The 12,383-nt window shown below is 73.0% G+C and carries 11 protein-coding genes; 9 read left to right on the forward strand and 2 right to left on the reverse strand.

Annotated features, from left to right (window positions below):
• The first annotated feature begins 47 nt into the window (after positions 1 to 47).
• The 4 genes from ACO03V_RS05780 to ACO03V_RS05795 all read left to right on the forward strand — a co-directional run bounded on the left by ACO03V_RS05780 (position 48) and on the right by ACO03V_RS05795 (position 3,497).
• Entirely contained in the window at positions 48 to 1,208 is a 1,161-nt protein-coding gene (locus ACO03V_RS05780) for an acyl-CoA dehydrogenase family protein (RefSeq protein WP_423136930.1), read from the forward strand.
• The gene (locus ACO03V_RS05785; RefSeq protein ID WP_423136931.1) at positions 1,208 to 2,479 is read left to right on the forward strand and encodes a DUF445 domain-containing protein; all 1,272 of its coding nucleotides are present in this window, start codon (positions 1,208 to 1,210) and stop codon (positions 2,477 to 2,479) included. Before ACO03V_RS05780 ends, ACO03V_RS05785 begins: the two co-directional genes overlap by 1 nt.
• Positions 2,476 to 2,817: a gamma-glutamylcyclotransferase family protein gene (locus ACO03V_RS05790; protein WP_423136932.1), complete on the forward strand. Its 342-nt coding sequence runs from the start codon at positions 2,476 to 2,478 to the stop codon at positions 2,815 to 2,817. The genes ACO03V_RS05785 and ACO03V_RS05790 overlap by 4 nt, the downstream gene beginning before the upstream one ends.
• A gap of 227 nt (positions 2,818 to 3,044) precedes the next feature.
• A complete protein-coding gene (locus ACO03V_RS05795; RefSeq protein ID WP_423136933.1) occupies positions 3,045 to 3,497 on the forward strand; it encodes a SixA phosphatase family protein in 453 nt (150 codons plus the stop codon).
• Here ACO03V_RS05795 and hutH read toward each other — a convergent pair.
• Entirely contained in the window at positions 3,487 to 5,061 is a 1,575-nt protein-coding gene (hutH, locus tag ACO03V_RS05800) for a histidine ammonia-lyase (RefSeq protein ID WP_423136934.1), read from the reverse strand. The two genes, ACO03V_RS05795 and hutH, sit on opposite strands and share 11 nt — an antisense overlap.
• 61 nt (positions 5,062 to 5,122) lie before the next feature.
• Here hutH and ACO03V_RS05805 point away from each other — a divergent pair, with 61 nt between their 5' ends.
• Positions 5,123 to 5,896: an IclR family transcriptional regulator gene (locus tag ACO03V_RS05805; RefSeq protein ID WP_367726277.1), complete on the forward strand. Its 774-nt coding sequence runs from the start codon at positions 5,123 to 5,125 to the stop codon at positions 5,894 to 5,896.
• A 12-nt stretch (positions 5,897 to 5,908) separates the two neighbouring features.
• Here ACO03V_RS05805 and ACO03V_RS05810 read toward each other — a convergent pair whose 3' ends face one another.
• Positions 5,909 to 6,919, reverse strand: a complete 1,011-nt coding sequence (locus ACO03V_RS05810) for a LacI family DNA-binding transcriptional regulator (RefSeq protein WP_367726276.1) — start codon at positions 6,917 to 6,919, stop codon at positions 5,909 to 5,911.
• Positions 6,920 to 7,080: 161 nt separating this feature from the next.
• Here ACO03V_RS05810 and ACO03V_RS05815 point away from each other — a divergent pair, with 161 nt between their 5' ends.
• The 4 genes from ACO03V_RS05815 (at position 7,081) to ACO03V_RS05830 (ending at position 12,352) form a co-directional block, all read left to right on the forward strand.
• Positions 7,081 to 8,316 (forward strand): sugar ABC transporter substrate-binding protein, encoded by a 1,236-nt coding sequence (locus ACO03V_RS05815; RefSeq protein WP_367726275.1) that lies wholly within the window; start codon positions 7,081 to 7,083, stop codon positions 8,314 to 8,316.
• 10 nt (positions 8,317 to 8,326) lie between these two features.
• Positions 8,327 to 9,436 carry a carbohydrate ABC transporter permease gene (locus tag ACO03V_RS05820; protein WP_423136935.1) on the forward strand — a complete coding sequence of 370 codons (1,110 nt, stop codon included), beginning with the start codon at positions 8,327 to 8,329 and terminating at the stop codon, positions 9,434 to 9,436.
• A gap of 80 nt (positions 9,437 to 9,516) precedes the next feature.
• On the forward strand, positions 9,517 to 10,350 hold the full coding sequence (locus ACO03V_RS05825) for a carbohydrate ABC transporter permease (protein WP_423137127.1): 834 nt from the start codon (positions 9,517 to 9,519) through the stop codon (positions 10,348 to 10,350).
• Between the two features lie 49 nt (positions 10,351 to 10,399).
• Positions 10,400 to 12,352 carry a glycogen debranching N-terminal domain-containing protein gene (locus ACO03V_RS05830; RefSeq protein ID WP_423136936.1) on the forward strand — a complete coding sequence of 651 codons (1,953 nt, stop codon included), beginning with the start codon at positions 10,400 to 10,402 and terminating at the stop codon, positions 12,350 to 12,352.
• The last annotated feature ends 31 nt before the right edge of the window (positions 12,353 to 12,383 follow it).

Raw genomic sequence — 12,383 nt, forward strand, 5'->3', positions numbered from 1 at the left:
CGGAGCGCGCGGCCCCGATGTCCGCGGCCGCGGACAGAATGGATGCCATGACCGCTCCGTTCGATCCCGCGCAGTTCCTGCCCGACGAGCTCATCGCGCGCATCCGGGAGCGCGCCGCGGTGCATGACCGCGAGAACACCTTCCCCACCGACGATCTCGACGACCTGCGGGCGGCGGGGTACCTCGGCATCCTGGTCCCCGCGGACCGCGGCGGCGCCGGCCTGACCCTCGCCGAAGCGTCGCAGCTGCAGCAGCGGCTGGCGGGGGCCGCGCCGGCCACCGCCCTCGCCCTGAACATGCACCTCGTGTGGACCGGCGTCGCGAAGGTGCTGCGGGACCGCGGCATCGACGACCTCGCCTTCGTGCAGGAGGGCGCCGCGCGCGGCGAGGTGTTCGCCTTCGGCATCAGCGAGGCGGGGAACGACCTCGTCCTCTTCGGCAGCGACACCGACGCGGCCCCCGACGGCGCGGGCGGATACCGGTTCACCGGCACGAAGATCTTCACCTCCCTCTCCCCCGTGTGGGACCACCTCGGCGTGCATGGACTCGACGCGACCTCGCCGGACGGACCGCAGATGGTGTTCGCGTTCCTCGACCGCGGGGACGACGTCGTCGCCCGCGACGACTGGGACACCCTCGGCATGCGCGGCACGCAGAGCCGCACGACCGAGCTGCGGGGAGCGCATGCCCCCGCCCACCGGGTGGTGCGGCGACTCCCGCCCGGGCCGCAGCCCGACCCGCTCGTGTTCGGGATCTTCGCCGTGTTCGAGATCCTGCTGGCGTCGGTCTACACCGGCATCGCCCGCCGCGCGATCGACCTCGCGGTGACCGCCGCCACCACGCGCACGTCGAAGAAGACCGGCACGACGTATGCGAACGACCCCGACATCCGCTGGCGCGTGGCCGAGATGGCCCTCGCCTACGACGCGCTCCCCCCGCAGCTGGCCGTTCTCGCCGGCGACGTCGACGGCCTCGTCGACCACGGTGGCCGCTGGTTCTCGCTGGTGGCGGGGGTCAAGCACCGCGCCGTCACGATGGCGAAGCAGGTCGTCGACGAGGCGGTCCTCGTCGGCGGCGGCTCGTCGTACTTCGCGGGCAGCGAGATCAGCCGCCTGTACCGCGACGTCCTCGCGGGGATGTTCCACCCGTCCGACCCCGAGTCCGCCCATTCGACGGCGGCCTCGGCGTGGCTCGGACCGGTCGCCTGATGGCCCGGACGCCCACGGCCCTGCTGAGCCCCGCCGACCAGGAACGCCGTCGCGCGCTCCGCACCATGAAGGGCGTCGCCCTGGGCGCCCTCATCGGAATGGCGGTCGTCTTCGTCGTCGCCTTCGCCTTCCAGAACGAGGTCGAGTGGCTGCAGTACGTCCGGGCCGCCGCCGAGGGCGGCATGGTCGGGGCCCTCGCCGACTGGTTCGCGGTGACCGCGCTGTTCCGGCATCCGCTCGGCCTGCCGATCCCGCACACGGCGATCATCCCCCGCCGGAAGGACGAGATCGGAGCCCAGCTGGGCGAGTTCGTCGAGACGAACTTCCTCGAGGGCGACGTCGTCCGCACGAAGCTGGAGTCCACGCCCCTCTCGGCACGGGCCGGCGCGTGGCTCGCCCAGCCCGCGCACGCCGACCGCGTCGCAGCCGAGGGGGCGACGGTCGCCTCCAGCATCCTGCGCGCGCTGAGCGACGACGACGTGCAGGGCCTCATCGAGGACCTCGCGCGGGAGCACCTGCTCTCGCCCGACTGGGGTCCGTCCGTCGGCGGCTGGCTCGAGCGGGTCGTCGAGTCGGGGGCCCACCACGGCGCCGTCGACCTCGCGCTCGACAACATCGCGACCTGGCTCGGGAACAACCGCGAGCAGTTCCAGGGCCTGGTCTCCCGCCGCCTGCCATCGTGGGTGCCGGGTCTCGCCCTGCGTCTGGTGGATGACACGGTGTACCGCGAGGCGGTCGGCTTCGTCGACGCCGTCCGCGCCGATCCCGGCCACCCGGCCCGCGACACCATCGACGGCTACCTCGCGCGGCTCGCGGACAACCTGCAGCACGACCCGGGGACGATGATGCGCCTCGAGGAGGCCAAGGCCGCGGTGTTCGACAGCCCGCGGGTGCGCCGGCTCGCCGCCGAGGCGTGGAACACGGCCAAGGCCGGCCTCCTCACGGCGCTGGCCGATCCGAACAGCTCGCTCCGCCGTCGCGCCTCCTCCGCCCTGGCGGAGATCGGCGTGCGGCTCGGCCGCGACGAGACCCTCCAGAAGCGGGTGGACGGCTGGATCACCGACGCCGCCGTCTTCCTCGTCGGCCGCTACCGCCACGACATCGCCTCGATCATCACCGACACGGTCGAGCGCTGGGACGCGGAGGAGACGACGGAGAAGATCGAGCTCATGGTCGGCCGCGACCTGCAGTACATCCGCCTGAACGGCACCATCGTGGGAGCGCTGGCCGGGCTCGTCATCTTCACCGTGGCCCACCTGGTGTTCGGATGAGCGCCGCGGCGGCGACCGAGCCGGTCTTCGCCTACGGCGGGCTGCAGCGGCCGGAGGTGCAACTCGACATCCTGGGGCGCCGCGTCGCGGGCGAGCCGGACGCCCTGCCCGGGTTCCGGCTGGAGTGGATGGATGCCGCGGACCCGACCTCCGCATCCCCCGCCCGGCCCGTGATCCGCCCGACCGGCGACGCGCGCGACCGCGTCTTCGGCACCGTCCTCCCGCTCACCATCGCGGAGCTGGACGCCGTGGACGAGTACGAGCTCGCCCTCTACCGCCGTATCTCGGTGCAGCTGGCCGGCGGCACCCGCGCGTGGGCTTACGTCGGCACGGCCTGACGCCCGGCACACGAGCCGATCGTCCGCGACAGGCTCCCGGTGGCGCGGAACAGGACGCTTATGGCAGAGAACAGCCGTCGAGCGCCACCTCGACGTCGCCTTTTCTCAGCGCCGCTATCGTGGGGACGATTCCACGGCCGACACCGGGACGGACGCACGCACCGTGCGCCCGGCGTCGTCCGTCACCGACGAACCGGTCCTGCGGGGAGACGACGATGATCCAACTGGTGCTCGCCAGACACGCGAAGTCCGACTGGGCCGACGACGGCCTCGACGACCACGACCGTCCGCTGAACGACCGCGGACGTCGGGACGCACCGGAGATCGCGCGGACGGTGCTGCGCAAGGGCGTCCGTCCGGAGGTGCTGCTGGCCAGCTCGGCGCTCCGGGCGCAGCAGACCGCCGCGGCGTTCGCCGACGCCTTCGACACCGAGGTGGTCACCCAGGAGCAGCTCTACCTCGCCGCCCCGGACACCATCCTCGACGCCGCGCGGGCGACGGGGGCCGCCGAGGTGATGGTGGTCGCCCACGACCCCGGCATGAGCGCGCTCGTCTCGCGGCTGGCCGACCGCGACGAGCGCATGGTGACGTGCGCCGTCGCGATCTTCACGTGGCACGACGGGGACTGGGACGACGTGGATGCCACCCCGCCCGACGAGTTCGAGCTGATCACGCCGTAGCGGCTCCCTCCCGGTCCGCGGCGGTCGCGTCCACGGCGGTCGCATCCACGGCGGCGCGGGCGACGGCGCCGGAGGCCACGAGCTCCGCGACCGCCTCGATCTCGGGAGAGACGAACCGGTCGGGACCGGGACCGGCCACCCGCGTGCGGACGAGCGCCCGCACGGCTCCCGTGACCGGCGCGGGCGCGAGCGGGGCGCGCAGGTCGAGGGCGCGGCATCCCGTCATCACCTCGATCGCCAGCACGCGCGCGAGCCCGTCCAGAGCCCGGCGCAGCTTGCGGGCGGCGCCCCAGCCCATCGACACGTGGTCCTCCTGCATGGCGCTGGACGGGATGGAGTCGACGGACGCGGGCGCGGCCAGACGCTTCAGCTCTGAGACGATGCCGGCGGCGGCATACTGCGCGATCATGAGGCCGCTGTCCACGCCCACCTCGTCGGCGAGGAACGGCGGCAGGCCGTTGCTGCGGGCGACGTCCAGCGCGCGGTCCGTCCGCCTCTCGGACATGGATGCCACGTCCGCCACGGCGATCGCGAGGAAGTCGAGCACGTACGCCACCGGCGCGCCGTGGAAGTTGCCGTTCGACTCGACCCGCCCGTCGACCGTGACGACGGGGTTGTCGACGGCGGAGACGAGCTCGCGGCCGGCGACGAGGGCGGCGTGGGCGGCGGTGTCGCGGGCGGCGCCGTGGACCTGGGGTGTGCAGCGCAGCGAGTAGGCGTCCTGGACGCGCGTGCACTCGGGTCCGCGGTGGCTCGCCACGATCGGCGAGCCGGCGAGGAACGCCCGGAGGTTGGCCGCGGATGCCGCCTGTCCGTGCTGCGGCCGCAGAGCCATGAGATCAGCCGCGAGGACGGCGTCGCTGCCCAGCTGCGACTCGATCGACAGGGCCGCGGCGGCGTCCGCGGTGGTGAGGAGCACCTCCAGGTCGTGGAGGGCGAGCAGCAGCATGCCGAGCATGCCGTCGGTGCCGTTGATGAGGGCCAGTCCCTCCTTCTCGCGGAGGGCGACGGGAGCGATCCCGGCCACGGCGAGCGCGGCGGCGGCGGTCGTGAGCGCGCCGTCCCGGTCGCGGACCTCGCCCTCCCCCATGACCGCGAGCGCGACGTGCGACAGCGGGGCGAGATCCCCCGAGCACCCGAGCGAGCCGTACTCGCGCACGACGGGCGTGATGCCGGCGTTGAGCAGGGCGGCGTAGGTCTCCACGACCACCGGCCGCACGCCCGTCCGTCCGGTGGCGAGCGTCTGCAGACGCAGCAGCATGAGCGCGCGGACGACCTCGCGCTCGACCTCCCCGCCGGTGCCGGCGGCGTGCGAGCGGATGAGACTCGCCTGCAGCTGCGCCCGCCGGTCCTCCGCGATGAACGTCGTCGCCAGCGCGCCGAAGCCGGTCGAGATGCCGTAGTGGGGCTGCGGGTCGTCGGCGAGCCCCTCGATCAGCGCGCGGGTATCGGCGACGCGGCGGAGGGCCGTGGCATCCATCCGCACCGTCGCGTCCTCTCTCGCGACGGCGACGACCTCGCGCGGGGTGAGGGGGGATGCTCCGACGGTGACGCTGCTGTTCATACCCCGATTCCACCGCGTGCGCGGGCGCGGAACCGCAGTGTTCTGGCATCCTGTGTCTGTCATGCCAGACAGTCCGCGCCCCCAGGTGCCCGCCGCCGATCAGACGCTGCGGATCCTCTCGCTGCTCGCGCGGCAGCCGGGACCCGTCGCGGCGCAGACGATCGCGTCCGCGCTGGGGATCCCCCGGTCCAGCACGTATCACCTGCTCGCGACGCTGGAACAGCACGGGTACGTCGTGCACCTGCCGGGCGATCGCCGCTGGGGACTGGGCACCGCGGCGTTCGAGCTCGGCGGCGGGTACGCGCGTCAGCAGCCCCTCGCGCGGCTGGGACGTCCGCTGGTCGCCGCCCTGTCGGACCGCGTCGGGGAGTCCGCGCACCTCGCCGTGCTGGCCGGGCGCGACGTGCTGTACATCGTCGAGGAGCGCGCGCCCCGGCGTCCCGCACTGGTGACCGACGTGGGCGTCCGACTCCCCGCCCACCTGACCGCCACGGGGGTGGCGATGCTGGCGGCCCTCCCGCGGGAGCAGGTGCGGGCGTCGTTCCCGGATGCCACGGCCTTCACGCAACGTCACGGTCGCGGGCCCGCGAGCCCGCGGGCCCTCCGCGATCTGCTGCGCGAGGTCCGCGCGACCGGGTACGCGGTCGAGGACGGGGAGGTCACCCCCGGCTTCCGCTCCGTCGCCGCGGCCGTGCGGGACCACGCGGGGTGGCCGGCCGCCGCGATCGCGGTGACGTGGCCGGCGGATGTCGTGCGCGCCGACCCGGAGCGTTTCGCCGCCGCCGCGACGGCCTCGGCCGCCGAGCTGTCGCGCCGCATCGGCCGCCCCGCCTGAGGCCCCGTCCCGTCAGCGCACGACGAGGCGCGGCTCGACCAGGACGTGGGCGGCGCCCGCGGTCGCGGCGCGCGGGGCGACGACCGTCCCGTTCTCGCCCATCAGCAGATCGAGGGCTCCGGATGCCACCCGCTCGGGCAACTGCTCCACGCTCGAGATCCCGAGCGCCTCGACCGCCGGCGTGTTGTCGAAGCCCACGATGGGCAGTCCCTCCCGCCCGGCGAGCGACACGGCGAGGTGCGCGCCGATGGCGAGGGAGTCGCTCGCGCAGACGATCGCGTCGACGTCCGCGTCGCGGGCGAGCCCGGCCGCGACGACGTCGCGCGCGGCGGCGACGTTCTCCTCGATGGTCCACCGCACCCCGGCCGCTCCGGCGTCCGCGATCGCCTCGCGCCAGCCGCGCTCGCGCTCGTCGCCGGTGCCCGAGCCGGCCGGCCAGCCGAGGAAGGCCACGCGTCCGGATCCGAGCCCGAGCACGTGGCGCGTCGCCGCGCGGGTGCCCGCCGCACCGTCCACGTCGACCCACAGGTGCGCGGGAGCCTCGACGTCGTCCTCGCCCCACGGTCGCCCGAACGAGACGAACGGCAGACCCCGCTGCGTGAGCCAGCCCGTGCGGGGGTCGCCGTGGAACGTGCCCGTGACGACGACGGCATCCACCTCCCCTCCCTCGAGCAGGTCGCCGAGGCGGGCGATCTCCTCCTCGGGGGTGCGGGCGGCGTAGAGCACGACCCGCATGTCGCGGTCGCCGGCGCGCTCGGTGAGGGCGTGCACGAACCGGTCGAGCACGACGCCGGAGATCCCGCCGGCGTAGGGGTCGAGGTGGATGCCGATGGTCGAGCTGCGGCGCGTGCGGAGCCGGCGCGCGGCGGCGTGGGGACGGTATCCGAGGTCGGCGATGGCCTGCTCCACGCGCATCCGCGTGGCCTCCCGCACGATGTCGGGGCTGTTGACGACGTTGGACACCGTCTGCCGGGAGACGCCGGCGACCCGGGCGACGTCGTCGACGGTGGGGGCCTTGACCATGCGCGTCCTCCCTCGGGTCGACGGTCATTGTAGGCGGCGGCACCGCCTTGACATCCGGGGCTCGGTGTTCGTACTCTCACCGTATCGCTATTTGAACGTTCAAACAGCGACCCTCCGACGTCACACGGAGGGGTGCATGCCTCATCGAAGGAGAGAGACACATGACACGGCACATCGCGCGCACCTGGCTCGGAGCCGGCGCGCTTCTGGCCACCGGCGCCCTCACCCTCACCGCGTGCGGGTCGGGCTTCGACGACTCCGGCAGCGGCGAGGCGAGCGGCAGCGGCTCCCTCAGCGTCCTGATCGGCTCCTCCGGCGACGCCGAGACGCAGGCGGTCGAGGAGGCCGTCGCCGCGTGGAGCGAAGAGTCCGGCGTCGACGCGCAGGTCCAGGTCGCCAACGACCTCCCGCAGCAGCTGTCGCAGGGCTTCGCAGCCGGCTCGCCGCCGGACCTGTTCTACCTCGCCCCCGAGGCCCTCGCCGGCTACGCCGAGAACGGCTTCATCGCCCCGTACGGCGACGACCTCGCCAACAAGGACGACTTCTACCCGTCCCTCGTCGAGAACTTCACCGTCGACGGCTCCTTTTACTGCGCCCCGAAGGACTTCTCCACGCTGGCGCTCATCATCAACAGCGACCTGTGGGCGGCGGCCGGACTCACGGATGCCGACATCCCGACGACCTGGGACGAGCTGGCATCCGTCGCCCAGCGCCTCACCACCGACGGCCAGGTCGGCCTCGCCTTCGGCGCCGAGTACCAGCGCCTGGGCGTGTTCATGGCGCAGGCCGGCGGCGGCCTCCTCACCGACGGCGCGGCCACGGCCGACAGCGCCGAGAACGTGGAGGCCCTGCAGTACGTCAAGACCAACCTCGAGAACGGCAGCTTCGCCTTCGCCGCCGACATCGGCGCGGGCTGGGGCGGCGAGGCCTTCGGCACCCAGGCGGCGGCCATGACCATCGAGGGCAACTGGATCACCGGCGCCCTGACCGCCGACTACCCCGACGTGAACTACGTCGTCGCCGAGCTCCCCGAGGGTCCCGGCGGCAAGGGCACGCTGCAGTTCACCAACTGCTGGGGCCTGGCCGCGGACAGCGCGAACCAGGACGACGCGCGCGCCCTCGTCGAGTACCTGACCGGCACCGACCAGCAGCTGGCGTTCTCGGAGGCGTTCGGCCCGATGCCGTCCATCCAGTCCGCCGCCGACGCGTGGACCGAGGCCAACCCCGACCTGTCGGCGTTCCTCGCCGGCGCCGACTACGCGCAGTTCCCGCCGAACCTCGCCGGCGCCGCCGACGTGATCACGGACTTCAACGCGCAGATCGAGTCGCTGCGCAGCGGCGACCCGCAGTCGATCCTGACGGGCGTGCAGTCCAACCTCGAGGCGATCGTCCCGTAAGCGGACCATCATGAGCGCTCTCACCTCCGCGCCCCGTCGCGCCGGCTCCCCCTCTGCGGGGATCCGGCGCGGCGAGGCCGCCGCCGGCTGGCTGTTCACCGCCCCCGTGCTGATCATCCTCGGGATCTTCCTGCTCGTCCCCGTTCTGATGGCGCTGTGGGTGAGCTTCTCGGACTGGACCGGTCGCGGGAGCCCCTTCTCCTCGAACGTGAACTTCGTCGGCCTCGACAACTACGCCGCCGTCACCACCGGCGGGGGTCTCGCCGAGCGCGACTTCGGCACGGCGCTGCGCAACAACGCCTGGTACGTCCTGCTGGTGGTGCCCCTGCAGACCGCCCTCTCGCTCTTCCTCGCCGTCCTCGTCAACCGCGCGGTGCTGCGCGGACGCGGGTTCTTCCGCACGGCCTTCTACTTCCCCTCGGTCACGAGCTCCGTCGCCATCACGGTCCTCTGGCTGTTCCTCTTCTCCACGTCCGGCGCGGTCAACGAGGTGCTGTCGTGGCTGGGCGTGAACGGGCCGAACTGGTTCAACGACCCGTCCGGGGTCGTCCACAACCTGCTGGGCGCCGTCGGCGTCACCACCGGTCCGGCCGCCCTCACCGGCAACACCTTCCTGGGCGTCTCGTGGTGGGACTGGCTCGCCGGCCCCTCCGTCGCGATGTCGGCCTTCGTCCTCATGGCGGTCTTCACGACCTCCGGGACGTTCATGCTGCTCTTCATCGCCGGGCTGCAGAACATCGGCGGCGACGTGATGGAGGCCGCGATGATGGACGGCGCCAACGGGTGGCAGCGCTTCTGGCGGGTGACCCTGCCGCAGCTGAAGCCGGTGCTGTTCACCGTGCTGACGCTCGGCCTCATCGGCACCTGGCAGGTGTTCGACCAGATCTACACCGGCACGCAGGGCGGACCCGGCAAGACCACGCTCACCCCCGCCTATCTCAGCTACTCGTCCGCGTTCCTCTCCCAGCAGTGGGGCCAGGGCGCCGCCATCGCCTTCGTGCTCTTCGTGATCATCGTCGCCCTGACGATCCTGCAGCGCTGGGTGCTGCGCGACCGCCCCGTCTCGCGTCGCCGCGCGCGGCAGTACGAGGTCCGGAGCACGAACGGAGGCGCACGATGACCGCCACGGCATCCCCGCAGACCACCGTCCTGGCCGAGCAGGTCGTGGACGGACCCCGCCGCGCACCCCGGAAGCACCGGATGCCGGCCAAGACGCTGCGCTGGCAGATCGCGCTGTACGCGCTGCTGTGCGTGCTCGCGCTCATCTACATCTATCCCTTCCTCGTGCAGGTGGCGACGTCCTTCAAGACGGACGCCTCGGCGGCGGCGGACCCGGTCTCCCTCGTGGCGCAGCCGTTCTCGGTCGCCGCCTACGAGCGGCTGTTCCTCAACTCGGACTTCCCCGTCTGGTTCGCGAACTCCGCGATCGTGACGGTGTTCGTCACGATCGGACGCGTGTTCTTCGCCTCGCTCGCCGGATACGCGCTCGCGCGCCTGCGGTTCCGCGGAAGGAGCGTCATCTTCGCGGCGCTCGTCGCCGTCATGGCCGTCCCGGCGGTGGTGCTGCTGATCCCCAAGTTCCTCGTCATCAACCAGCTCGGCATCTACGACTCCTACGCGGGCATGATCCTGCCGCTGCTCGTCGACGCGGCCGGCGTGTTCATCATGAAGAACTTCTTCGAGTCCGTCCCGCCGTCGGTGGAGGAGCAGGCTCGTGTCGACGGTGCGGGGACGTTCCGGGTGTTCTGGTCCGTCGTCCTGCCGATGGCGCGGCCGGCCCTCATCACGATCGTCATCCTGTCGTTCCAGGGGTCGTGGAACGAGCTCAGCCACTTCGTCATCGCCTCGCAGTCGCCCGAGCTCACCACGCTGACCAAGGGCGTCGCCTCCCTGGCCAGCGGACAGCTGAGCCAGGGCAGCCAGTTCCCGATCAAGCTCGCCGCGGCGGCCATCATGACCATCCCCGTCGCCGTGATGTTCTTCATCTTCCAGCGGCGCATCATGAACGCCAGCGAGGGAGCCGTCAAGGAATGACACCGCTTTCCCGTCCCGCCCCGACCGTCCCCCGAGGAGCCTCCGCCGCATGACCACCGCACCCGCCGTCTCGTCCGTCGAGACCGCCTCCGACCCCGCTCCCCTGCAGCCCCTGCTGAACGACGCCGTCATCGTCCTCCGCGCCCCGACGCAGGTCTGGTCCGATCACACGGGCGACATCGGTTCCGCGGCCGTGCACGGGGTGTACCACGGTGACGTCCGGCACGTCCGGGCGATGGCCCTCTCGTGCGACGGGTCGGCCGTCGAATGGATCTCCGCGGCCCCCGACGGCCCTTCCCGCATCGTCTTCGGCGGTCTGCTGCGCGGCCTCGACGACCCCACCCCCGACCCGAAGCTGCGGCTGCTGCGCGACCGCCGCGTCGCCGACGGCCGCGTCAGCGAGACGTGGACGCTGCGCTCCCGCGTCGCCGAGCCCGTGTCGACGACCCTCCGCCTGACGCTCACCCCCGAGTTCGCGCAGCTCCACGAAGTGAAGTCCGGGCACGCGCGCCCCCGCCCCGCCGCGTCCGACGCGGGGAACGACGTGATCCGGCTCGCGGCCGGAGCGCAGGGCCTCGAGCTCGTCGCGCCGCGCGGGCGGGTGGCATCCGGAACCGACGGGATCGAGGTGAGCTGGGACGTCGACGTCCCCGCGTTCGGCACCGCGGAGATCGGCTTCACCCTCACACTTCACGACGACGCCCTCGTCGTAGGCGGGGCCACCGCCGCCCCGCGGTGGGATGCCGCCGCCGTCGCCGCCGCAGCCCCCGATCCCCGCCTCGCGCGGTGGCTCGAGCGGGCGCTCGGCGATCTCGACGCGCTGCGTCTCGTCCTGCCCGAGGACCCGCGCGACGAGTTCTTCGCCGCCGGGGCGCCGTGGTTCTTCACCCTCTTCGGCCGCGACTCGCTCTGGGCCGCGCGCCTCGCCCTGCCCCTGGACCGCGAGATCGCGGCATCCACTCTCCGCGTGCTCGCCCGGCTGCAGGCGACCGAGGACGACGCGCAGACCGCCCAGGAGCCCGGCAAGATCCTGCACGAGCTGCGGGCGTCGGCCCTGGAGATCCCGGGCGAGGGCATCGTGCTGCCGCCGAAGTACTACGGCAGCGTCGACTCGACCCCCCTGTGGATCTGCCTGCTCGCCGACGCCTGGCGTGCCGGTATGCCGGACGAGGAGGTCCGCGAGCTCCTTCCCGCGCTCCGCGCCGCCCTCGGCTGGATCCGCGACAGCGGCGACAGCGACGGGGACGGCTTCCTCGACTACATCGACCGCCTCGGCACCGGCCTGGCGAACCAGGGCTGGAAGGACTCCGGCGACTCCATCCAATGGCGCGACGGCCGCCTCGCCGACGGACCGATCGCACTGTGCGAGGTGCAGGCGTACGCCTACGAGGCCGCCCTGTCCGGCGCGGACCTTCTCGAGCGCTTCGGAGATGCGGCGGATGCCACCGAGGCGGCGACCTGGCGGGAATGGGCGGCCGATCTGCGGGAGCGCTTCGCCGCCGCGTACTGGGTGGAGACCCCCGAGGGGCGCTACCCCGCCGTGGCGCTGGACCGGGACAAGCGCCCGGTCGACACGCTCACCAGCAACATCGGACACCTGATCGGGACGGGGATCCTGTCCGCCGACGACGAGGCGCACGTCGCGACGCTGCTCCTCGACCCGTCGATGTCGAGCGGGTACGGCATCCGCACGATGTCCACCGGCGCCGCGGGATACTGGCCGCTGTCGTACCACGGGGGCAGCGTGTGGGTGCACGACACCGCCATCGCCGTCCACGGCATGCTGCGCGCGGGCCTGGACGCTCCGGCCCGCCAGGTGGTCGAGGGACTCCTGGATGCCGCCGAGGGCTTCGCCTTCCGCGTGCCCGAGCTGCATTCCGGCGACCCCCGCGCGCAGTCCTCCGTGCCCACGCCGTACCCGGCCGCCTGCCGCCCGCAGGCGTGGTCGGCCGCAGCCGCCGTGGTGTGTCGGACGGCGCTGGAGTCCGCCCCGCGGTCCTGACGCGCGCGGCGGTGGCCGGCTCGCGCGCTCG

The organism is Microbacterium sp. HMH0099 (assembly GCF_049384025.1).
Classification (GTDB): domain Bacteria; phylum Actinomycetota; class Actinomycetes; order Actinomycetales; family Microbacteriaceae; genus Microbacterium.